At 66.0% G+C, this 22,464-nt stretch carries 21 protein-coding genes and 1 tRNA gene; 16 read left to right on the top strand and 6 right to left on the bottom strand.

What is annotated here, in order from left to right:
• Positions 1-3: 3 nt before the first annotated feature.
• From ACW179_RS15940 to dusA, 3 genes are all read left to right on the top strand, one after another.
• On the top strand, positions 4-2,694 hold the full coding sequence (locus ACW179_RS15940) for a DUF4118 domain-containing protein (RefSeq protein ID WP_492060443.1): 2,691 nt from the start codon (positions 4-6) through the stop codon (positions 2,692-2,694).
• A 7-nt stretch (positions 2,695-2,701) separates the two neighbouring features.
• On the top strand, positions 2,702-3,391 hold the full coding sequence (locus ACW179_RS15935; protein ID WP_492060442.1) for a response regulator: 690 nt from the start codon (positions 2,702-2,704) through the stop codon (positions 3,389-3,391).
• A gap of 340 nt (positions 3,392-3,731) precedes the next feature.
• Complete coding sequence (dusA, locus tag ACW179_RS15930; RefSeq protein ID WP_492060441.1) at positions 3,732-4,766, top strand: tRNA dihydrouridine(20/20a) synthase DusA; 1,035 nt, start codon at positions 3,732-3,734, stop codon at positions 4,764-4,766.
• A 25-nt stretch (positions 4,767-4,791) separates the two neighbouring features.
• Here dusA and ACW179_RS15925 read toward each other — a convergent pair whose 3' ends face one another.
• Positions 4,792-5,304: a TIGR02281 family clan AA aspartic protease gene (locus tag ACW179_RS15925; protein WP_492060440.1), complete on the bottom strand. Its 513-nt coding sequence runs from the start codon at positions 5,302-5,304 to the stop codon at positions 4,792-4,794.
• Between the two features lie 251 nt (positions 5,305-5,555).
• Between ACW179_RS15925 and ACW179_RS15920 the strand changes: the two genes are divergently transcribed.
• Complete coding sequence (locus ACW179_RS15920; RefSeq protein ID WP_492060438.1) at positions 5,556-5,885, top strand: hypothetical protein; 330 nt, start codon at positions 5,556-5,558, stop codon at positions 5,883-5,885.
• Between the two features lie 6 nt (positions 5,886-5,891).
• Here ACW179_RS15920 and ACW179_RS15915 read toward each other — a convergent pair whose 3' ends face one another.
• Positions 5,892-6,119, bottom strand: coding sequence for a DUF1289 domain-containing protein (locus ACW179_RS15915; protein ID WP_492060437.1), 228 nt, complete (start codon positions 6,117-6,119; stop codon positions 5,892-5,894).
• Between the two features lie 110 nt (positions 6,120-6,229).
• On the opposite strand from ACW179_RS15915, the gene ACW179_RS15910 reads away from it, so the two are divergent.
• The 5 genes from ACW179_RS15910 (at position 6,230) to ACW179_RS15890 (ending at position 11,415) form a co-directional block, all read left to right on the top strand.
• Complete coding sequence (locus ACW179_RS15910; protein ID WP_492060436.1) at positions 6,230-7,111, top strand: nicotinate-nucleotide--dimethylbenzimidazole phosphoribosyltransferase; 882 nt, start codon at positions 6,230-6,232, stop codon at positions 7,109-7,111.
• A 150-nt stretch (positions 7,112-7,261) separates the two neighbouring features.
• Positions 7,262-8,476 carry an acyl-CoA dehydrogenase family protein gene (locus tag ACW179_RS15905; RefSeq protein WP_492060435.1) on the top strand — a complete coding sequence of 405 codons (1,215 nt, stop codon included), beginning with the start codon at positions 7,262-7,264 and terminating at the stop codon, positions 8,474-8,476.
• Positions 8,477-8,605: 129 nt separating this feature from the next.
• On the top strand, positions 8,606-9,751 hold the full coding sequence (locus ACW179_RS15900) for an acyl-CoA dehydrogenase family protein (protein ID WP_492060434.1): 1,146 nt from the start codon (positions 8,606-8,608) through the stop codon (positions 9,749-9,751).
• A 607-nt stretch (positions 9,752-10,358) separates the two neighbouring features.
• Entirely contained in the window at positions 10,359-10,502 is a 144-nt protein-coding gene (locus ACW179_RS15895) for a hypothetical protein (protein WP_492064334.1), read from the top strand.
• A 149-nt stretch (positions 10,503-10,651) separates the two neighbouring features.
• Positions 10,652-11,415, top strand: a protein-coding gene (locus ACW179_RS15890; RefSeq protein ID WP_492059466.1) for an IS5 family transposase whose coding sequence is annotated in 2 segments (ribosomal slippage) — positions 10,652-10,987 and positions 10,990-11,415 — 762 coding nt in all. Because the reading frame shifts where the segments join, the coding sequence is not laid out codon by codon here.
• A 13-nt stretch (positions 11,416-11,428) separates the two neighbouring features.
• Here ACW179_RS15890 and ACW179_RS15885 read toward each other — a convergent pair.
• The gene (locus ACW179_RS15885; RefSeq protein ID WP_492060433.1) at positions 11,429-11,728 is read right to left on the bottom strand and encodes a DUF8200 family protein; all 300 of its coding nucleotides are present in this window, start codon (positions 11,726-11,728) and stop codon (positions 11,429-11,431) included.
• A 69-nt stretch (positions 11,729-11,797) separates the two neighbouring features.
• Complete coding sequence (locus tag ACW179_RS15880) at positions 11,798-12,406, bottom strand: LOG family protein (protein ID WP_492060432.1); 609 nt, start codon at positions 12,404-12,406, stop codon at positions 11,798-11,800.
• 94 nt (positions 12,407-12,500) lie between these two features.
• Here ACW179_RS15880 and ACW179_RS15875 point away from each other — a divergent pair, with 94 nt between their 5' ends.
• The 3 genes from ACW179_RS15875 (at position 12,501) to ACW179_RS15865 (ending at position 15,703) form a co-directional block, all read left to right on the top strand.
• The gene (locus ACW179_RS15875; protein ID WP_492060431.1) at positions 12,501-13,343 is read left to right on the top strand and encodes a hypothetical protein; all 843 of its coding nucleotides are present in this window, start codon (positions 12,501-12,503) and stop codon (positions 13,341-13,343) included.
• A complete protein-coding gene (locus tag ACW179_RS15870) occupies positions 13,271-15,199 on the top strand; it encodes an ABCB family ABC transporter ATP-binding protein/permease (protein WP_492064333.1) in 1,929 nt (642 codons plus the stop codon). Before ACW179_RS15875 ends, ACW179_RS15870 begins: the two co-directional genes overlap by 73 nt.
• 66 nt (positions 15,200-15,265) lie before the next feature.
• Entirely contained in the window at positions 15,266-15,703 is a 438-nt protein-coding gene (locus tag ACW179_RS15865; protein ID WP_492060430.1) for a VOC family protein, read from the top strand.
• Positions 15,704-15,707: 4 nt separating this feature from the next.
• On the opposite strand, the gene ACW179_RS15860 is transcribed toward ACW179_RS15865, so the two are convergent.
• Entirely contained in the window at positions 15,708-16,124 is a 417-nt protein-coding gene (locus ACW179_RS15860) for a hypothetical protein (RefSeq protein ID WP_492060429.1), read from the bottom strand.
• 201 nt (positions 16,125-16,325) lie between these two features.
• Positions 16,326-16,400 (bottom strand) — tRNA-Asn (locus ACW179_RS15855).
• 337 nt (positions 16,401-16,737) lie between these two features.
• On the opposite strand from ACW179_RS15855, the gene ACW179_RS15850 reads away from it, so the two are divergent.
• From ACW179_RS15850 to ACW179_RS15835, 4 genes are all read left to right on the top strand, one after another.
• Positions 16,738-17,310: a protein-L-isoaspartate O-methyltransferase family protein gene (locus ACW179_RS15850; RefSeq protein WP_492060428.1), complete on the top strand. Its 573-nt coding sequence runs from the start codon at positions 16,738-16,740 to the stop codon at positions 17,308-17,310.
• Positions 17,311-17,457: 147 nt separating this feature from the next.
• A complete protein-coding gene (locus ACW179_RS15845; RefSeq protein WP_492060427.1) occupies positions 17,458-18,897 on the top strand; it encodes a TolC family outer membrane protein in 1,440 nt (479 codons plus the stop codon).
• Positions 18,898-19,024: 127 nt separating this feature from the next.
• Positions 19,025-19,579, top strand: coding sequence for a pole-organizing protein PopZ (gene popZ / locus ACW179_RS15840; protein WP_492060426.1), 555 nt, complete (start codon positions 19,025-19,027; stop codon positions 19,577-19,579).
• Between the two features lie 151 nt (positions 19,580-19,730).
• Complete coding sequence (locus tag ACW179_RS15835) at positions 19,731-22,451, top strand: valine--tRNA ligase (RefSeq protein ID WP_492060425.1); 2,721 nt, start codon at positions 19,731-19,733, stop codon at positions 22,449-22,451.
• The last annotated feature ends 13 nt before the right edge of the window (positions 22,452-22,464 follow it).

Raw genomic sequence — 22,464 nt, 5'->3', positions numbered from 1 at the left:
CGTTTGCCGGCTGACGAACGCACATTTGCTGACGGGCGCCCCGATCCCGATGCGCTCCTGGCGGCCGCCAATCGGGCCAGCCGGGGGCGCCTCAAGGTGTTTCTGGGCATGGCACCGGGCGTGGGCAAGACCTACGAGATGCTGCGTGCCGCCCGGCGTCGCAAGGCCGAGGGCCAGGACGTGCTGATCGGGCTGGTCGAGACCCACGGTCGCCGCGAAACCGAGAGTCTGCTGCGCGGGATGGATGTGTTGCCGCGCAAGCCCATCGACTATCGCGGCCGGATCCTGATGGAGTTCGACATCGATGCGGCGCTGGAGCGTCGGCCCAAGCTGCTGCTGGTCGACGAATATGCCCACTCCAATGCGCCGGGCTCGCGTCATCCCAAGCGCTGGCAGGACGTTGAGGAAATCCTGGCGGCCGGCATAGATGTCTGGACCACCCTCAACGTCCAGCACCTGGAAAGCCTGGTCGATGTGGTCCAGCGCATCACCGGTGTGCGGCAGCGCGAGACCGTGCCCGACAGCGCTTTGTCACGGGCTGACGACATCGAGATCGTCGACATCACCCCCGACGAACTGCGCCAGCGGATGGGTAAGGGCAAGGTCTATGTGCCCGAAACTGCGCGGCTGGCGTCGGAGAACTTCTTCAAGGTCGAGAACCTCACAGCTTTGCGCGAGCTGGCCCTGCGCCGGGCCGCCCAGACAGTCGATGACCAACTGGTCGCGGCGATGCGCGAGAAGGGCGTCGAGGGGCCCTGGGCGGCGGGCGAGCGGATCCTGGTGCTGGTGGGCGGCGACGCCATGGCCGGTGGCCTGGTGCGGGCCGGCCGACGCCTGTCGGACATGATGATGGACGCGCCCTGGACGGTCGCCCATGTCGAGCGCACCGATCAGCCGGCGGCGGGCGAGGGGGCCGGGGCGCGCCTTCGCGACGCGTTCAAGCTGGCAAAGCAGCTGGGTGCGACGACGGTCGCCCTGACCGGCAGCGACATCGTCGGCCTGGTGATGGCCTATGCCCGGCGCAACAACATTACCCAGATCGTCATCGGCAAGTCGGCCGACAGTCGCTGGCGCGAACTGCTGGGCCGGTCGCTGGCGGCGGCCCTATTGCGCGAGGCGCGGGGCGAGGCGATCCATGTCGTCACCGAGGCCAGTCAGGAGCGCGAGCTCCGGCGCGTCAAGTCTTCACAAAAGGGCGCATGGCGACCCTATCTGACCGGCGCGGTGTTCGTCGGGGCGGCCACCCTGGCGGCTTGGGGGCTGGATGTCGCCTTCGATCGGGTCGACCTGGGCATGATCTTCCTGGCCGCCGTGCTGGCGGCCGGAGTGCTGCAAGGCCTGCGGCCCGCTCTGGCCGCCGCGACGGTCGCCTTTCTCGTCTATAACTATCTGTTCCTTGAGCCCCGCTACAGCCTGGTCGTCGGAACGCCGACCGATTTCCTGACGCTGATCGTCTTCTGGGCCGTGGCCCTGGCGTCGGGCGGGCTGGCCGGAAGGGTCAGGGACCAGGCCCTGGGCTCGCAGCGGCGGGCGGCGGCGGTCTCGACCCTGCTGGCCGCCAGCCGCACGCTCTCGGCCGCCACGGGGCGGGACGCTGTCGCCCAGGCCCTGGCCGAACAGGTCGCGGCCACCGCCGGGGCGCGGGCCATGGTGCTGTTGCCCCGCGATGGCGAGATCGTCGCCGTGGCCGGGGCCCCCGATCTTGAGCCGCTGGACACCGCGCCGATGGCCGTGGCCCGCTGGGCCTGGGAGCGTGGCGAGGTCGCCGGTTTCGGGACGGGCACCCTGCCTCAGGCGCGATGGACGTTCTGGCCGCTTGACGGCGTTCGCGCCCGGACCGGTGTCGCCGGGGTCGAGGCCGGGGCGATGGCCGGCGGCTCTGACGACGAGCGCCTGGTCCTGGCCTTGCTGGAGCAGGGCGCGGTGTCGCTGGAGCGCTCGCAACTGGCGACCGAGGCGCTGGAGACCGAGACGCTGCGTCGGGCCGATCGTTTCCGTTCCGCCCTGATGAATTCGGTCAGTCATGACCTGCGCACGCCGCTCTCGACCGTGCTGGGCGCGTCCACCACCCTGATCGACTATGGCGACAAGCTTTCCAAGTCGGTTCGCGACGACCTCTTGGTCAGCATTCGCGAGGAGGCCGAGCGCCTCAATCGCTATGTCGCCAACCTGCTGGACATGACCCGGATCGAGGGCGGCGTCCTGCGGCTGCGATCTGACTGGATCGATGTACGCGACGTCCTCAACGCCGCAGCCGAGCGCGTGACACGACGACTGGGCGGGCGTCCCCTGAGCCGGGATTTTCCGGCGGAACTGAGCCTGGTTCGGGCCGATGGCGGGCTGTTGGAGCAGGTTGTGGTCAATGTGCTCGAAAACGCCATCGCCTACAGCGCCCCGGGCGCAGGCATCGAGATGGCGGCCTACGAGGATCGCGCCAATGTTGTGATCAGTATCGAGGATGAGGGCAGGGGCATACCACCCGCCGAGCTGGAGCGGATCTTCGAGAAGTTCCGGCGCATGGAAGAGCCCAGCGACCGCAGCCAGGGTGCCGGCCTGGGCCTCTCGATCGCCAAGGGCTTCATCGAAGCGCTGGGCGGGCGGATCGCTGCCGCCAGCCCGATCCATGACGGCAAGGGCACGCGGATCCTGATCAGTCTGCCCAAGGGCGTCGCGACGCCCCATCACCTGCTATGACCGTGCCATGACCGCGTTTCGCCACCGGATTCTCGTCATTGATGACGAGCCGCAGATCCACCGCTTCCTGGGTCCGGCCCTGGATGCGGCGGGCTATGAGCCCCTGCGCGCCGACAGCGGCCAGGAAGGGCTGAGAGGCATCGCCCTGTGGTCGCCCGACGCCGTGGTTCTGGACCTGGGCCTGCCCGACATGGACGGCAAGGACGTGCTGGAAAAGGCCCGCGCCTTTTATGACGGGCCGATCCTGATCCTCTCGGCCCGCGACCGCGAAATCGAGAAGATCCAGGCCCTGGATCGCGGGGCCAACGACTATGTCGAAAAGCCCTTCGGCGTCGGCGAACTGCTGGCCAGACTGCGGGCGGCCTTGCGCCAGACCAGCCGGACACCGGTGCCGCACGGGCCGATCGTCTCGGGTGATGTCCTGATCGATCTGGACAAGCGCCTCGTCACCCGGGCCGGCGCGGTCGTGAAGGTTTCGCCGCGCGAATATGACGTTCTGGCGCGGTTGGCCCTGGGGCAGGGCAAGGTGCTGACTCACAAGGAACTGCTGGTCGCCGTGTGGGGCGCGGCCCATGCGCACGACACCCAGTATCTGAGGGTCTTCGTGAGCCAACTTCGCCAGAAGCTGGAAGCCGACCCTGCCTCGCCGAAGATCCTGGTGACAGAACCGGGCGTCGGGTACCGTTTCGTGACCTGATTTTTGCAGCCGGCCCGGACGGGCGGGCTTGGCCGCGCTGCGCCAAATTGTCTCGTCAGAAAGTTTCTGACAGGCACGACCTTGAAATGTGAATTGGTAGCGCTAACTTAGGGGGGTGAGGCGCGCTGCGCCTCTGCCCTTCCTGGGCGTTTCCTCCCTAATAACTGGCCCGGCCGCAAAGCCGGGCCTCTTTTTTTGCGCTCTGCAGTGTCGGGCGCGCACAGCGCTGACCGTCTCGCGCCCTCGCCAAGTCTCCCCTATATAGCGCCCTTGCGTGGGTCGATCGCTCGCCGGACGTGGTGTGCTGTGGTCGATTCAGATCGTTGATGAACCTGTGAACATGACGAAATTCCAGCCGCACCGGTTCTCGGTCGCCCCGATGATGGACTGGAGTGACCGACATTGCCGGTCATTTCACCGCGTACTTTCGGGCCAGGCCTTGCTCTATTCCGAGATGGTGACCAGCAGCGCGGTGATCCATGGCGACCGGGACTGGCTGCTGGGCTTCGACGCCGACCAGCACCCGGTCGCTCTGCAACTGGGCGGTTCGGATCTCGTCGGGTTGGCCACCGCCGCGCGGATCGGCCAGGACTATGGCTATGACGAGATCAACCTGAATGTCGGCTGTCCGTCCGATCGGGTGCAAAGCGGCCGCTTCGGGGCCTGTCTGATGCGCGAGCCGGACCTGGTGGCCGAGTGCATGGCGGCGATCAAGGCTGCTGTGTCTGTTCGCGCGACGGTCAAGTGCCGCATTGGCGTCGACGACCAGGACCCGGAAGAAAGCCTGTTCGGCCTGGTCGACGCGTGCGCCGGGGCGGGGATCGACAGCTTCGTTGTCCATGCCCGAAAGGCCTGGTTGAAGGGGCTGTCGCCCAAGGAGAACCGGGACATCCCGCCGCTGGACTATGAGCTGGTCTATCGGCTCAAGCGCGAACGACCGGGCCTGACCATTGTCATCAATGGCGGCATAGCTGATCTTGACGCCGTAGAGGCCCATCTTGAACATGTGGACGGCGTGATGCTGGGCCGCGCGGCCTATCACGAGCCAGGCTTGTTGGGCGCAGTGGATCGCCGGGTGTTCGGAGTCGGCGGGGATGTATCCGAGTTTGAGGCCGTTGAACGCTTCAAGCCCTATATGGCTGAAAAGCTTGAGGCGGGCGTACATCTGGCTGCGATGAGCCGGCACATGCTGGGCCTGTTCCACGGCCAGCCGGGCGCGAGGGCCTGGCGGCGAATCCTGACGGTTGAGGGCGTGAAGGCCGGAGCCGGGCTGGATGTGGTTGACCGCGCCCTCGATGTGGTGCGCGAAGCCGTCGCGGCCAAGGCGGCGCGCGCGCTCACGGCGCCGTCAAATCTGGAACTCGATACGCTTTAGTCGCCTGGTCGTAAGACTATCCGTCTCAGGGGTGCAGGATCAGCGCCTTGGGTGTGGCCTCAAAGCGCGACAGGCGACCCAGATAGCTCATGCCCAGCAGCGAGGTCTCGAGGCCGCTTTCGATGACCAGCGCGTCGACGTCGCGGACCCGGGCCCCGGCGATCGCCACGCTGGCCAGCTTTACCGAGGCGGCGCGGGTGCGGCCATCAGCGGTGATGACGCTGTAGTCATAGGTCAGCGTGCTGGGGTCGATGCCCAGGCGCCTGGCGTCAGCGAGGCTGAGTGAAACCGCCGTCGCGCCGGTGTCGACGAGGAAGCGCACGGCCTTGCCGTCCACGGTGGCCTCAGCCCAGAAGTGACCGTCGGTGCCCTTGGTGATCTGGGCGGACTGGGTGTCGCCCAGGGTCGCCGTTGCCGCCGTGGGGGCGCGCAGGTCAGGCTGGCGCAGATCATCGAGGGAGACGACGGCCTTGGCCGCACCCACCGCCGACAAAGCTCCCACCATCGCGATCGCCGCGAACTTGAACATTGAAGACACCCTGCCAAATAGGCTTTGTGACCGTTTCGCCGGTCGTTGAGCCAGATCCTAGAGGGTGAAGCCTTTGCAAGCCGTGAATATCCGATTTGATTTATAGCTTATAGTTAATGATATCGTAAATCGGGATTGTGCAAACTTCCTAACCTGTGAATCCGTTCCGGAGTTATAATATATAGCTCCAATTCTAGCCAAGGTTGGATGTCAGTCGAAGTATTCGTCGGTGCAACAATTTTGCATTGAGCGAATACACCATGAAGACGATCCGGATCTCGACCCCTGCGCTGATGGGCCTGGCCTCCGCGGTCCAGGCAGCGCCCGCCGTGTCGGACATCCAGGTCCTGCAGGCCGCGCGATGTCGGGGGCTGGCGGCGTCAGAAGGCTTGGGCAAGCTGGACACCACGGCCATCGACGCCTTCCTGAGAGCGCAGACCCAGAGCCGTGACCTTGCTGTCCGGACCTCGGCCGCAAACAAGCTTGCCGCCGCGACCGCCCAGGGCGACAAGGCGTCGGGTGCCAAGCGGGACAAACTTCTGGCAGAGTGGAGCGGCCCCCGCGCCGCCGTGCGGCAACGCGGGCAGTAGCCGCAATCAGGTTGGGCTGGGGGCTATCGCGGTCATCAGCCGAGCCATCGGATCTGGACGGGCGGGCAGTGCGGCCATGATGTCGGCCCGCGCCTGCTCGCCCAGACGCGCCCAGCCGGCGATTTCTGGCAGGGTACGCCTGCAGCCCAGGCAATAGCCGCTGGCCCCATCGACGGCGCAGACCTTGATGCACGGCGAAGTGATCGGGCGAGGCGGTTGGGCAGGCAAGCTCATCGCACAATCTTCTCTGCTGTGCGGGTTGGGCGCAAGTCCGGGTCGCCGGCAATGTGCAGCTCTCGCAAACGAGGCTTGCATTGAGCGCGGGCGACTATATGCCCGCGCCCATGACCGCATCCCCTTTCGACGACATCCGCGCCTTGGCCTATGCCCCTCCGGCGGCGGGTTCAGCCCCCACGCTCGTTCAGGCTGACCGTCTGGCCGAGATCTCTGCCTGGTTGACGCGATGGACGGGCAAGACCCCGCCAGTGGTCAATCGTCCGGTGGTGGCGCTGTATGCCGGTGCCCGGCAGGGGGTAGGGCCGCGCGGCTATGCACGGGATCGGCTGGAAGCTGTGGCTTCGGGCGGAGCGACTATCTGTCGCCTGGCCGGCGTACAGGGCGCGGGGCTGGAAGCCTTCGACCTGGCCGTGGATCGCCCGACGCCCAACGCTGTCGACAAGGCGACGATGAGCGAGAAGGAATGCGCCGCGACCATGGCGTTCGGCATGGAGGCCCTGGCCAAGCAGCCCGATCTGCTGATCCCCGGTGTGATCGCCGCCGAAACCGACATGATTGCCGCCAGCCTCGCCTATGCCCTGTTCGGCGGCGAGGCCGGCGACTGGACCGACGCGCCGGACCTGGTCATCGCCGCCGTCGAGCGGGCGCGGGAGGAGGGCGGTCTGGACGATCCGCTGCAGGTCCTGCGTCAGCTGGGCGGTCGCGAGACGGCCGCTGTCGCCGGCGCGATCCTGGCGGCCCGGGTTCAGAAGATCCCGGTTCTTCTCGATGGCTATGCCGCCTGCGCCGCTGCCGCCGTGCTGGCGCGCCTCGACGCCGATCTGATTTCCCACTGCCTGGCCGCCCATGTCGGCCTGTCGAAAGGTCATGCCCGGTTGCTCTCGGCCCTCGACAAGCGCCCGCTTCTGGCGCTCGATATCGCCGACGAGGAAGGGGTGGGCGGTGCCACTGCCCTGGCGCTCGTCAAGCTGGCCTGCGAGGCGCGCTAGGCGGGCGGAGGCGAACTTAACTGAACGCGGATCATATTCGCTTCCGTTGACGCTAACGTCATCTTTCCAAACGTCCGTTCGACATCTATCGTGGCATCCGAAACGCAATAACGGCCCCCTATAATGAAGGGCCGGAACCGGGAGCCCGCCATGAACCTCGACTTTTCGCCCGAAGACGTCGCGTTCCGCGACGAAGTCCGTGCCTTCATCGCCGAGAACTATCCGGCCGGCCTGCGCGAAAAGCAGGAAGAGGGCGAGGAAATGGCCAAGGAAGACTTCCTGGCCTGGCACCGCGTTCTGGCCAACAAGGGGTGGGTGGCCCCCGCCTGGCCCGAGAAGTTTGGTGGTCCGGGCTGGACGTCGGTTCAACGCTACATCTGGTCCGAAGAGACCGCCCGCGCCGACTGCGTGCCGATCCTGCCCTTCGGTATCAACATGGTCGGGCCGGTGATCTACACCTTTGCCACGCCCGAGCAGAAAGAGCGGTTCCTGCCGCACACCCTGTCGGGCGACATCTGGTGGTGCCAAGGCTATTCCGAGCCGGGCGCAGGTTCCGACCTGGCCAGCCTCAAGACCAAGGCCGAGCGCTTCACCGGCGACGACGGCAAGGAATACTACCTGGTCAATGGCCAGAAGACCTGGACCACCCTGGCCCAGCACGCTGACTGGATCTTCTGCCTGGTCCGTACCGACCCGACCGCCAAGATCCAGGAAGGCATCTCGTTCCTGCTGATCGACATGAAGTCGCCGGGCGTTACCGTCCGTCCGATCATCACCCTGGGCGGGGAGCACGAGGTCAACGAGGTCTGGCTCGAGAACGTCAAGGTGCCGGTCGAGAACCGGATCTTTGACGAGAACAAGGGCTGGACCTGCGCCAAGTTCCTGCTGGCCCACGAGCGCTCGGGCATCGCCGGCGTCGCGCGCTCCAAGCGCGGCATCGAGCGGATCCGCGCCATCGCCTCGACCGAAATGTCGGACGACGGCGAAAGCCTGCTGGCCGACCCGGTGTTCAAGCGCAAGGTCGCCGAACTGGAGATTGACCTGACCGCCCTGGAGTTCACCGAGCTGCGCACCCTGGCGGGCGAAGCGGCCGGCAAGGGCCCTGGTCCGGAGTCGAGCGTCCTGAAGATCAAGGGTACAGAGATCCAGCAGCGCATCACCGAACTGGTGCTGGAAACCGCCGGCCACTATGGCGCGCCCTATTTCCGGGGCTTCCCGAACGACGGCGACAATGCCCACCCGATCGGCCCGGACTTCGCGCATCGCGCCGCGCCCCACTATTTTAACGTCCGCAAGACGTCGATCTATGGCGGCTCCAACGAGATCCAGCGCAACATCATCGCCAAGATGGTGCTCGGGCTCTAGCGAGCGCTCTTGTCATCCCGGGCACGCCGACGGCGTGACTCGGGACCGCCAATTCACCGACCTTGAAGGTCCCGGCTCTCCGCTTCGCTGCGGCCGGGATGACAGAACAAAAAGACGGGAAACCCTGGGATGGATTTCAATTTCACCGAAGAGCAGTCGATGGTCCGCGACACGGTCGCGAGCTTCCTGCAGGACAAGTACGACTTCGAGACGCGTCGCAAGATCGTGGCCTCGGAAAGCGGCTGGCGCGCTGACTACTGGAAGGCCTTCGCCGAAGAGCTCGGCATTCTGGGCGCGCCGTTCAGCGAAGATCTGGGCGGTCTGGGCGGCGGTGCCGTCGACAACATGATCATCATGGAAGAGTTCGGCAAAGCCCTGGTCATCGAGCCCTATCTGGGCACGGTCGTCATCGGCGGCGGCTTCATGAAGCATTCGGGCTATGCCCATGCGGCCTCGGTGATTGAGGGCATTGTCGGGGGCACCACCACCATCGCCTTCGCCTATGCCGAGCCCCAGGCCCGCTACACCTGGCGCGACCTGAAGACCACCGCCAAGAAGGACGGTTCGGGCTATGTCCTCAACGGTCACAAGGCCGTGGTCGTGGGCGCGCCGTTCGCCAGCCACCTGATCGTCACGGCCCGCACCGGCGGTGCCCAGCGCGACGCCGGGGGCGTCTCGGTGTTCCTGGTCGACAAGAGCCTGCCGGGCATCGTCACCCGCGACTATCCCACCGTCGACGGCGGCCGGGCTTCGGAAGTCTATTTCGAGAACGTCTCGATCCCGGCTGACGCCCTGATCGGTGGCGAGGGCGAGGGCCTGGCGCTGGTCGACAAGATCATGGACGAGGCCACGGCCGCTGTCGGCGCAGAAGCCGTGGGTGTGCTGCGCAAGCTGCATGAAAACACGCTCGACTATGCCAAGCAGCGCAAGCAGTTCGGCACCGCCATCGCCAACTTCCAGGTGCTGCAACACCGGATGGTCGACATGTTCATCAATGTCGAGCAGGCCGTGTCGATGACCTACATGGCCACCATCAAGATCGATGAAGACGCCGCGACCCGCGCCCAGGCCGTCTCGGCCATGAAGGTGCAGATCGGCCGGGCCTGCAAGTTCGTGGGCCAGAATGCCATCCAGATCCATGGCGGCATGGGCATGACCGACGAGCTGGCCATCGGCCACTATTTCAAGCGCGCCTCGATCATCGAAGGCCTGTTTGGCTCGGTTGACCACCACCTGAAGCGCTACGAAGGCCTGTCGTTCGACACCGCCGCATGATCTGATGCTGCGCGTGGGCGGTAACGTCCACGGAACAACGCCTTAAAAATGGAGAGCCGCCTGCGTCATGCCGACGCAGGCGGCTTTTTCTTTGCTCGACCGTCGATTTGCTATCCGGGGCTCCAGCGGGCCGCCGTTCAAGCCTTCGTCGAACGGAAGGCGGCAGGCGGATGACGGGCCAGGACATGCACGGCAGGCAGATCACGCCGGGTATCGGCGATCGCGCCCGTTGAAGCCGAAGCGCAGGAACTGACCGTCAAGACCAATGGATTGCGCCATTGAGTGTGGCCAAGGGGCCATTCAGCGCGCCGCTAAGGGTGTGGTCTGCGGCGGCAAGGCCGCGGGCAGAGCTGCCGAAGTGACTGCTAAGCCGACCGTGCGATGTCGGCCATTTAGATCTGTAGTCGGATTAATATTCAGCGGGTTTGGCGACCCTGAAAACACATTTTCCGTGGGCTGATTTGATCAGTCATCGGATTAAAAATTGCTTGCGCGGCGCTCGGTTTGGCTCATGTTTGCCCCCGACGCGCTGACGACTAGGAGGGGACCGCCCCTGTAAGCCGCGCGCGTCTCCTGGTCCAACGGCCTGTCTGTTTTTCAAGCGAGTCTGGGAGACGCCGCCATGAATGTATCGAAGATGAACCACGCCATGCTGTCCTTCGCCCTGATGGGCGGCATGCTGGTCGGCCCCCGGACGGGGGCGACGCCCAAGGCGCCGCGCCCGTCCTCGCGTTCGCAAGAGCGTAAGTAAGGCGCAAAACGAAAACAGGCGGCCCGCATGGTGCGGGCCGCCTGTTCGAGCTGATTAGATCTGAAGCCGGGTCGGCTTAGGAGCTGTGGACTCTAGGGATTCCCGAAGGGTGCGAAGCGTGATTCAAGACTGTCTTTTGGGAGGCGGTCTTGGGTGTGATGGATCGTTTGGTGCTGAGTGACGCTGATTGGGACCGGATGTCTGGCCTGATCATCGGGCGTCCTGACCAGAAGGGCTCGACCGGCCGCGACAACCGGATGTTCGTCGAGGGCGTGTTGTGGATCGTGAGGACGGGCTCGCCCTGGCGCGATCTGCCCGAGGTGTTCGGCGATTGGAATAGCGCCTTCCGGCGGTTCAGTCGCTGGAGCCAGAAGGGCGTCTGGCGGCGGATCTTCGAGGCGATGTCGGGCGATCCAGACTTCGAATACCTGATCATAGACTCCACCATCGTCCGCGCCCACCAGCACGCTAGCGGGGCCAAAAAGGGGGGTCTGAAGATCAAGCCCTTGGACGCTCGCGCGGCGGACTGAGCACCAAGGTCCACATGGCCGTGCGAGGCCTGGGCCAACCAGTCCGGTTCATTCTCACGGCCGGGCAACGGGGAGACGCACCTCAAGCGGGTCCGTTGATCGAAGGCTTGCCGGCCAAGGTCGTCATGGCCGACACCGCCTACGATGCAGATCATCTGCGTCAGGCGATCACCGCCAAGGGCGCCGTCGCCGTCATCCCCAACAATCCTTCACGCGCTCAGAAATATACGCTCGACCCGCACCTCTACGCCCAGCGCCACCTCGTCGAGTGCTGCTTCAGTCGCCTCAAGCAGTTCCGCCGTGTCGCCACCCGCTTCGAGAAGACGGCGAGAAACTACCTCGCCGTCCTGCACCTCGCTGCCGCAATACTCTGGATGCGATAAGTGTCCACAGCTCCTAGGGCTTCGCGGCCGTGTTGCAGTCGGCGACGCCTGCGGCGTCCAGCTCCTCGCCGCGATAGTGGAACGAGGTCACGGCGCCCAGCTCGGCGGCGACCTTTCGGCAGGCGCGGCCGATCGGCAGAGCCTTGACCTGAGGCGCGGCGCAGACATCGCCGTTGCAGCGCCAGGCGGCCCCGTCCTGGATGAGGCTGGGAACCTTGGCCGGTGCCTTCAGCTTGAGAACCGCGCCTTCAGCGGCGAGCGCTGCGGTCGACAGGGCTGAGACGGCGATGAGCGTGGTCAGAAAGATACGCATGACTGTTTCCTTTATCCCCTTGGCCGACGGGGAGGTCGGCCTGCTCCAAAAATGCGTTGCGTTTAGAAACTAAGTCAACAGGCGAACGCTTGTTTGAGGGCCGCTTTGATAGAATTCCGCGTCCCATGACAAGAGCGCGGGCGTCACATCCTCGGCGCGCTCGACCGACCGCCAACAGTCAGCCAGGGCCGGTGGTGTCAGGCCCTCGTCGATGGTGTGCTTGAGCAGGGTGAACAGCGGGTCCCAGAAGCCGCGCGGATTGTGGAAAACAATGGGCTTCTGGTGCAGGTCCAGGCGCCGCCAGGACAGAAGTTCGATGATCTCCTCGAGCGTGCCGATGCCGCCAGGCAGCACCACGAAGGCATCCGAGCGTTCGAACATCAGCATTTTCCGCTCGTGCATGTTGTCGACCACGATGGTCTCGACATCGTCGAACGGCTGTTCGCGTCCGGTCAGGAACTTCGGGATGATGCCCAGTACCCTTCCGCCGGCGCTGTGCGCACCGCGAGCCGTGGCACCCATCAGGCCCACACCACCGCCGCCATAGACCAGCTTGAGGCCGGCTTGCGCGAAGCTGATCCCGATGTCGCCGGCTGCCTTTATGAAGGCGGGGTCGGCGTCGTTGGAGGATCCGCAATAGACGCAGACGGAGTCCAGGCGCCTAGACTCATCGGGCATCGTCGTTCACTCCAGCAAAAGAAAAGGGCGCGCCGAGATCGCGCGCCGCCTATGTAAACGCCGGTGCGCCAGATCGCGCCGACATGAGCGCCGTATGATCAGGATTCGCACCCTTCGTTTCAAGTCGATGGTCGCACGGGCCGGCATTATGCCGTTGTTGTGCTGCGGCCTGCTGGCGGTGTCGGCCTGCGACCGAACGGGGAAGACCGAATGGCGCCCCCAGGCCTCGACGCCCTCGCCGCAGGTCGATGCTGTCGAGGCCGGTTATGTGGCTCCGCCCAGTGTTGAGCAGGTGACGCGCACGCCCGGCGGGTTCCTGCTGACCGGCATGGGGGCGCCCGGTGCCAGCATTCGCTTGGGCGCGCCGACGGGCGAGGCGGTTGTTGGCCAGGCCGACGCCCAGGGACGATGGACCCTGAGTGCGCCGGTCGGTGACAGCGTGCGTCTTTACGGGCTGTCGATGACCAAGGGCGACCGCACTGTGCAGGCAGAAGGCTACGTCCTGATCACGCCAGAGGGGACCTTGGCCCTGCTGCGCGCCGGTTCGGGCGCTTTGACAATGGGCGTGGATTCGGTCTCGCCGCGTATCCTGGCTGTGGATGTCGATCCGCAGGGCGGGGCAGTGATCTCGGGGACCGGCTCGCCGGGCGCGGGGCTGGGGGTTCGCGTGGATCGCACGCCCCGCGCCGTGGGCCAGGCCGATGACGACGGCCGCTTCTTCCTCTCACTGGACCAGCCTCTGGGCGCTGGCCCGCACGACATTCAGGTGAGCGGCGAGGGGGGCGAGCAGAAGATCAAGCTGACAGTTTCCCCTGCCGGGCCGATGACTGATGGTCCCGTCAGGGCCCAAAGGACCGAGATCGGCTGGCGGATCGACTGGATTACGCCCGGCGGCGGGGTGCAGACCACGACCATCGTTCAGGGTGCCGGCCGGTGAGGGGCTTTGGCTCGGCACCATCTGCGCGACAGGCTGTTCCGGAGGCTGTCGCGCCGCCGGCCGTGAAGATCCGCTTCTGGGCCGCGATGGGCGATCTTTTCCGGTTGGTGCTGCGCTCTAACGCGCCCGGACTGCGCTGGCGTGTGACCCTGGCCCTGGCCTTCACCCTGGTGGGCAAGGCCCTGGGCGTGATCGCGCCCTTGTTGCTGGGCGCAGCCGTCAATCGCCTGGCAGCAGGCCAGGGCGTTGCGGCCACCGTCACCTGGACCTTTGCCGGGCTGGCCACGGGCTGGGCCCTGGTGCGCTTCATTTCCGCCGCTGCGCCCCAGGCGCGTGACGCTGTGTTCACCCCCGTGGCCCAGGCCGCCCAGAACCGTGCAGCGGTCGAGACCTTCGCCCACGCCCTGTCGTTGTCGATCGACTTCCATCAGTCCAAGCGGACGGGCTCGCTGTCCCGGGTGATCGACCGGGGCGCACGGTCGATGGACTTCCTGCTGCGCAGCCTGGTGTTCAACCTGGGTCCGACCGCCATCGAACTGGTCATGGCCGCCGTCGTGCTGGCCAAGGCCTATGACTGGCGCTTCGCCGCCATCGCCCTGCTGACCGTCGGGGTTTATGGCTATCTGACCTTCGCAATCTCGGACTGGCGGATCGGTCATCGCCGCGCACTGAACGAAGCCGACGCCGAAGCCGCTGGGCGGGCCGTGGACGCTCTGATCAACTACGAAACCGTCAAGTCGTTCGGCGGCGAGGACCGCGCCGTCGCCGGCTATACGGGTGCCCTGAAGGTCTATGGCGACGCTCAGGTCAAGGCGACCAACTCCCTGACCCTGCTCAATGTCGTGCAGTCGGCGGTGATGAGCGTGGGGCTGGGCGGCATGGCCGTTCTGGCTGGTGTCGAGGCCTCAGCCGGGCGGATGGGGCCGGGCGATGTCACGGCCGCCGTGCTGATCCTGATCAATCTGTACGCGCCGCTCAACATCCTGGGCTTTGCCTATCGCGAGATCCGCCAGTCCTTCATCGACATGGAGGCGATGATGGATCTGCGCCGCCAGAGCGCCGATGTGGCCGACGCCCCCGACGCCGTTGACCTGCCGCCGTGCATCGACCAGCGGGGCGGTGCGGTGTCGTTCGAGGCGGTCTCGTTCCGTCACGGAGCGCGCTCCGAAGGGCTGAGCGACGTCTCGTTCTCGATCCCGCCGGGCCACACCGTGGCCATCGTGGGGCCGTCGGGCGCGGGCAAGACCACGCTGGTGCGCCTGGCCCTGCGGATGATCGATCCGCAGGCGGGCCGGGTCACTCTGGATGGCTGCGACCTGCGTGACCTGCGTCAGGCGTCCCTGCGAAGCGCCGTGGCCCTGGTGCCCCAGGATGTGGCCCTGTTCAACGATACCCTGCTGAGCAATATCGGCTTTGCCCGGCCAGGCGCATCGGAAGCCGAGGTCTGGGCCGCCGCCGAGGCCGCCGAACTGGGCGAGTTCATCCGCAACCTGCCCGAAGGCATGGCCACAAAGGTCGGCGAGCGGGGGCTGAAACTGTCGGGCGGGGAGCGCCAGCGGGTCGGGATCGCTCGCGCCCTGCTGGCCCAGCCGCGCGTGCTGATCCTGGACGAGGCCACCAGCGCGCTGGACAGCCGCACGGAGGCCGCCATTCAAGAGACCCTGCGCAAGGCCAGGGCCGGCCGCACCACGCTGGTGGTCGCCCATCGCCTGTCAACCATCGCCGACGCCGACGAGATCGTGGTGTTGCGGCGGGGCAAGATCGTCGAACGGGGCGGGCACGCCGCCTTGCTGGAAGCGGGTGGCGAGTATGCCGCCCTTTGGCGGCGCCAGACCCGGGATCGCGTCCCGGCCTGATGCGCCCTTCTTCCGGGCTGGCACAGCGCCTATATCTTCGTCTCAATCCTGTCTGGGAGTCCGCCCTTGCGCTATTTGCACACCATGGTCCGCGTCCGCGATCTGGACGCCTCGCTGCGGTTCTATTGCCAGGGTCTTGGCCTGACAGAGATGTACCGGATGGAGAACGACAAGGGCCGCTTTACCCTGGTCTTCCTGGCGGCTCCGGAAGACGTCGAACTGGCGAAAGAGCGCAAGGCTCCGCTGGTCGAGCTGACCTATAACTGGGACCCTGAAGACTATCAGGGTGGACGCAATTTCGGCCACCTGGCCTATCGGGTCGACGACATCTACAAGACCTGCCAGCGGCTGATGGACATGGGCGTGACCATCAACCGGCCGCCGCGTGACGGGCACATGGCCTTCGTCCGCTCGCCCGACAACATCTCTGTGGAGCTGCTGCAGGACGGCGCCCTGCCGCCTGCCGAGCCGTGGGCGTCAATGCCCAATATTGGGGCCTGGTAGGGCTTCAGGCGGCTACGGAGGCCCGGCAGCTGGCCAGGTCTTCGAGGCGGCGGCGCGGATGGTCGGCGATGGCCGCCCATACCGCCCGGGCCAGTTGCAGGCGATAGGCGGCGGCATAGCCGTCTGTGAAGGGCGAGTGGCTGCTGCCGGGCGGCTCTGACGCCAGCGCGCGGACCAGGGCTTTGCGAGCGACAACGGCCTCGCGATTGATGGCGGCCTCCTGTCGTTCGTCTGCGATCCAGCTGTCGATCTCGATGGCCGCGTCGACTGCGGTCTGGATCAGGGCGGGCAGGGCACCCAGATTTCCCCTGGGCTGCAGCGCCATGGCCGGCGTGAGGCCCCTTGCGGGGCCCAGCTTGAACTCAAGTGCAGCGACGACGCGCTGCAAGGTCGCTGGCCAATGGTCGTCGGCGGGGGTCATGGGACAGCCTTCAGAAGCCTCTTCGTGGCCCATCAGTCCCAGCAAGAAGATAAAAAGCGTCTAAATCATATAGTTACGGCATCGGTTACCGTAACCGCCAAACGCACGCCCGTGCCCCGCCTGGAAAAACCAGGATGACAACCAAACAAATTGTCGGGGGTGGGTATGGTGCACCCTCTCCTGAAAAATCAGGAGAGGAGGTGGCTCCGCGGGTAGGATTCGAACCTACGACCAGCCGGTTAACAGCCGGCTGCTCTACCACTGAGCTACCGCGGAACAGGTCGCCTCAGGAAGAGGCCGGGTGATAGCCGCCTCGGTGACTCGGCGCAAGCGTCTTCGGATAAAAAAACAGCCCGGCTTGTGGCCGGGCTGTGGAAAGTCAGTGATGGTGGGTGTCTTCATTGAAGACCCGCGCAATGTGCGGGTTTATGGTTAATTGAATCTTAAATTGATCTTTAGCCGAGCGGTTGCGGGGGCGGCTCATGGGGCTTTGGCCTGACCAGCAGCAGGGAAAATCGGGCTGGCGAGAGCAACGACTGCAGCCTCCTCATTGCCTTGAACCAAGGCGCGGACCTATAAGCCTGCACGTACGCCAAGTCCGCCGAGGGATTCCATGAGCACCGATTTCGCCGCCGCGCGGCTGAACATGGTGGAAAGCCAGATTCGCACCGCCGACGTGACCGACCTGCCGTTGCAGGACGCGCTGCGGGTAGTGGCGCGCGAAACCGTCGTTCCGGCGGGCAAGGCCTGGCTGGCCTATGCCGAGACCGAAGTGGAGTATGCGCCGGGCCGCTGGCTGCTGCGTCCCCGCGATGTGGGCAAGCTCTTGCAATGCGTTAAGCCGCGCGCTGGCGAAAAGGCCCTGGCCATTGCTGCGCCCTATGCGGCGGCGGTTCTGGAGACCATGGGCCTGTCGGTCACGCGCCTGGATAGCGACGACCTTAGCGCCGTCTCTGGCACAGGCTATGATGTCATCATTTGCGAAGGCGCTGTCAGCGCCGCGCCGGCTGCCTGGACCCAGGCGCTGGCCGTGGGCGGACGCCTTGGCGTGGTGGAGCGCAGCGGCCCCGTGGGCCATGCCATGCTCTATGTCCACGCCGAGGATGGCGTGGGTCGCCGTACGGTTTTTGATTCGACACCGCCGGTCATGTCCGGCTTCTCGGCCGTGACCGGTTTCGCGTTCTAGAGCGCTGCACGGCGCTGTTTGTCGGGCTCGCAACAAACGCGCAACGTGAGCGTGAAAAAACCTTAACTGGCGGCCAGTGACTTCGGGCCGTACACGCGCTGGGTAGGATGCGAGCGCGAGCTGCGCGTGACTTGGGGATAGAACTTGATGTCGATTAGCCGCCGGGCCGGATTGTTGGCCGCCGCTTGCAGCTTCGGCCTGATGGCCGGCTTCGTTTCCGCCGCCCAGGCCGAGACGCTGACCGACGCCATAGCCCTGGCCTACCAGACCAATCCCACGCTGCAGCAGCAGCGCGCCAGCCAGCGCGCCACCGACGAAAGCGTCGTCCAGGCCAAGACCGCGTTCCGCCCGTCGGCCAGCGCCTCGGCTGATTTGACGGCCCTGCGCTCAGACCCCGCCAACAATGGTGCGTCGACCAAGACCTATGGCAGCGGCGCGACCCTGTCGCTGAGCCAGCCGATCTATTCGGGCGGCCGCGCCAGCGCCAACCTCTCCGCAGCCCAGGCCGATGTGCTTTCGGCGCGCGAAGGTCTGCGCAGCGTCGAGCAGAGCGTGCTGATCAGTGTCATCCAGGCCTATGTCGATGTGCGCCGCGACCAGGAGCGCCTGCGGATCTCGCAGGAGAATGTTTCGGTCCTGAACCGCCAGCTGGACGAATCGCAGGCGCGCTTTGATGTGGGCGAGATCACCCGCACAGACGTGGCCCAGTCGCAGGCCCGCCGCGCCGCGGCGCAGGCCCAACTGGCCTCGGCCCAGGCGCAGCTTTCGATCAGCCGGGCCAGCTATGCGGCCATAGTCGGCCAGAGCCCGACCGACCTCGCGGCCGAACCCTCGCTGGAGGCCTTGCTGCCGGCCACGGTCGAGAAGGCCTTCGACGGTGCCCAGACCAACAATCCTCAAGTGCTGGCCGCCCAGTACAATGAGCGCGCCGCCGCCGCCCGGGTCTCCTCGGCCCGCGCCGGCTACCGCCCCACGGTCTCGGCGCGCGCTTCGCTCGGCTATGACGCAAGCGACCGCAACGGCGTCGGCAGCCAGTTCAAGGACTATGACCGCTCGATCACAGGCGGGGTCACGGCTTCGATCCCGCTGTTCACCGGCGGACTGAACACCTCGCAGGTGCGTGCCGCCGCCGAGCGCGAAAACGCCGCCCGCATTGCCGTGGAAGGTGCCAAGCGCACCGCCCTGCAGTCGGTTTCGAACGCCTGGAGCAATCTGCTGGCCGCCCGCTCCAGCCTGGTGTCCAACGAGGAACAGGTTCGCGCCACCCGTATCGCCTTCGAGGGCGTGCGCCAGGAGCAGCAGGTGGGCCTTCGCACCACGCTGGACGTGCTGAACGCCCAGCAGGAGCTGCGCTCGGCCGAGCTGGCCCTGGTGTCGGCCCGTCGCGACGAATATGTCGCCAGTGCCAGCGTGCTTCAGGCCATGGGCGCGCTGGATATCGCCGCCCTGGCTCCGAACGTCACCCGCTACGATCCCAAGACCTCATACGACCGCGTCAACCAAGCCGCCGGTTGGGTGCCATGGGAGCCGGTGGTGGAGGCCGTCGACAGGCTAGGCGCGCCGGTCACGACCCCGGCCCCGAAGTAGCCCTTACCGCGTCCATTTCGCCCACCCGCAATCCTTGCGCTTGCTTAAGCTGCTCAAGTCTGCACCATCGGGGCTAGCGGCCTTCGGGGCGCACAAGGATTCGTACCTCTTTTCGACGGCCCCACACATGTCCGACCAGAGCTCCCAAGAACCGACGATGGAGGAAATCCTCGCCTCCATCAGGCGCATCATCTCGGAGGATGATGCGCCTGCGGAGCCGGCGGCCGCCGCCGCGCCGCCGCCCGAACCGGAACCCGTGTTCGAGGAGCCCGTCGAAGAAGACGTTCTCGACCTGACCGACCCCATTGAGCCGGAACCCGCCTTTGAGCCCGAGCCCGAGCCCGAGCGGTTCGAGAGCCTGGGCGATCTGGACGTTTATGCCGCGACACCCGAACCGGCCCCTGAGCCCTACACCCCGCCGCCGGCTCCGCGGCCGGCGTTCAATCGCGATGAAGTGGCCGAGAACCTGGTCGGTGACCATGCCTCTACCCTCGCCGCCAGCGCGTTTGGCAGCCTGTCGGCCGCCGTTCTGATGCCGCGCGACGGCCGCACGCTGGAAGATGTTGTCCGCGAGTTGATGAAGCCGCTTCTGAAAGAGTGGCTCGACAACAACCTGCCGCGCATCGTCGAGGCCAAGGTCGAAGAAGAAGTTCACCGCATCGCCCGCGGTCGCGGCGTATAGAAACGGGTCTGTTGCCCGCCGCAACGCGGGCGCGGACCTCGAAAATCTGAAGGCGGTCGCTCCGGCGGCCGCCTTTTTCCGTTCAAACTTCCCCTGAATCCAAGGTCGCCCGGTTTCGCGCGGCGGCCGCAGATGGCATACCCGCAGCGCCATGCTTGACAAGACCTTCGACCCCAAAGCCGCCGAACCCCGCCTGTACGCCGCCTGGGAGGCCTCCGGTGCCTTCAAGCCGAGCGATGATCCGAACGCCGAGCCGTTCGTCATCGTGATCCCGCCACCCAATGTGACGGGCTCGCTGCACATCGGCCACGCGCTGAACAACACGCTGCAGGACGTGCTGACGCGCTTCCACCGCATGCGGGGCAAGGCCGCCCTGTGGCTGCCGGGCACCGACCACGCGGGCATCGCCACCCAGATGGTGGTCGAGCGCCAGCTGGCCGCCGCCGGCAATGTGGGCCGGCGCGACATGGGCCGCGAGGCCTTTGTCGACAAGGTCTGGGAATGGAAGGCCGAGAGCGGCGGGACCATCACCAACCAGCTGCGCCGCCTGGGCGCCAGCTGCGACTGGTCGCGCGAGCGCTTCACCCTGGACGAGGGCCTGTCGGCCGCCGTCCGCAAGGTGTTCGTCCAGCTCTACAAGCAGAACCTGCTGTATCGCGACAAGCGCCTGGTCAACTGGGACCCGCAGTTCCAGACCGCCATCTCCGACCTCGAGGTCGAGCAGAAGGAGGTCGACGGCGCCTATTGGCACTTTGCCTATCCGCTGGCCGACGGCGTCACCTACCAGCACCCGGTCGCCTTCGACGATGAGGGCAAGGCCACCGAATTCGAGACCCGCGACTATATCGTCGTGGCCACCACCCGCCCGGAGACCATGCTGGGCGACACCGGCGTCGCGGTTCACCCGACCGACGAGCGCTACAAGGCTCTGGTCGGCAAGTTCGTGACCCTGCCGATCGTCGGCCGCCGCATTCCTATCGTCGCCGACGACTATGCCGACCCGACCAAGGGCTCGGGCGCGGTGAAGATCACCCCGGCCCATGACTTCAACGACTTCGGCGTCGGCAAGCGGGCAGGGCTGGAAGTTATCAATATACTGACCGTCGAGGCCAAGCTCAACGATGCCGTTCCGGCCGAGTATGTCGGCATGGACCGCTTTGCCGCGCGCAAGGCCATCGTCGCCCGCGCCGAGGAAGAGGGCTGGCTGAAGGAAATCGAGAAGACCAGGCACATGGTCCCGCACGGCGACCGTTCGGGCGTGGTCATCGAGCCCTTCCTGACTGACCAGTGGTACGTGGATGCCAAGACCCTGGCCCAGCCGGCCCTGAAGGCCGTCGAGAACGGCGACACCGTTTTTGAGCCCCGGCACTGGGAAAAGACCTATTTCGAATGGCTGCGCAACATCGAGCCCTGGTGCGTCTCGCGCCAGCTCTGGTGGGGTCACCGCATCCCGGCGTGGTTTGGGCCGGATGGCGAGATCTTCGTCGAAGAGACCGAAGAAGAGGCCCTGGCCGCTGCAGCGGCGCACTACGGCGCGCCGACCGCACTGAAGCGCGACGAAGACGTCCTCGACACCTGGTTCTCGTCGGCCCTGTGGCCGTTCTCGACCCTGGGCTGGCCTGAAAAGTCCAGCGACGTGGCGCGCTTCTATCCGACCAGCACCCTGGTCACCGGTTTTGACATCATCTTCTTCTGGGTCGCCCGGATGATGATGATGGGCATCCACTTCATGGGCGAGGTTCCGTTCAAGCAGGTGTTCATCAACGCCCTCGTCCGTGACGAGAAGGGCGCCAAGATGAGCAAGTCCAAGGGCAATGTGATGGACCCGCTGGTCCTGATCGACGAACTGGGCTGCGACGCGGTGCGCTTCACCATGACGGCGATGTCGGGACAGGCGCGCGACATCAAGCTGAGCAAGCAACGCATTGAAGGCTATCGCAACTTCGGCACCAAGCTGTGGAACGCCTCGCGCTTCGCCCAGATGAACGAGTGCGTGCGGGTCGAGGGCTTCGATCCCGCCACCGTCCAGCAGCCGATCAACAAGTGGATCCGCGGCGAAACGGTGAAGACGGTCGCCGAGGTGACCCGCGCCCTTGAAGCGCCGGCCTTCGATGCGGCGGCCAGCGCGCTCTACAAGTTCATCTGGAACGTGTTCTGCGACTGGTATCTGGAACTGGCCAAGCCGATCCTCAACGGGGATGACGCCGCAGCCAAGGCCGAGACCCGCGCCACCGCCGCCTGGGCGCTGGACGTGATCCTGAAGCTTCTGCACCCGGTGATGCCGTTCATCACCGAGGAGCTGTGGGACAAGACCGCCGAGTTCGGCGCCGCCCGCGACGGCATGCTGATTGTCGAAAAGTGGCCGGAGCTTCCCGAAAGCTGGATCGACGCCGACGCCGAGGCCGAGATCGGCTGGCTGGTCGACACGGTCAGCGAGATCCGCTCGGTCCGCGCCGAGATGAACGTGCCGCCGGGTGCCAAGCCGCCGCTGACCCTGATCGGTGCCAGCGTCGAGACCAAGGCGCGTCTGTCCCGTCACCGCGACCTGCTGCTGACCCTGGCGCGCCTCGACAGCGCCCGCGAAGCTGATGCCCCGCCGACCGGCGCGGTGCCCTTCGTGCTGGGCGAGGCGACCGGTGCCCTGTCCATCGCCGAGTTCATCGACCTGGCAGCCGAAAAGGCCCGCCTGACCAAGGAAATCGCCGGCCACGTCTCCGACATCGAGAAAGCCGCCAAGAAGCTGGGCAATCCCGACTTCCTGGCCCGAGCCAAGGAAGAGGCGATTACCGAGAACCGCGAACGCCTCGCTGAGGCTGAAGCGGCCAAGGCCAAGCTGGAAGCGGCGCTGAGCCGTTTGGCGGCGGTGGGGTAGGGGCCCAATCTCG

This window comes from Caulobacter sp. AVps18 (assembly GCF_058681425.1).
This window is presented reverse-complemented; position numbering and strand designations above follow the sequence as displayed.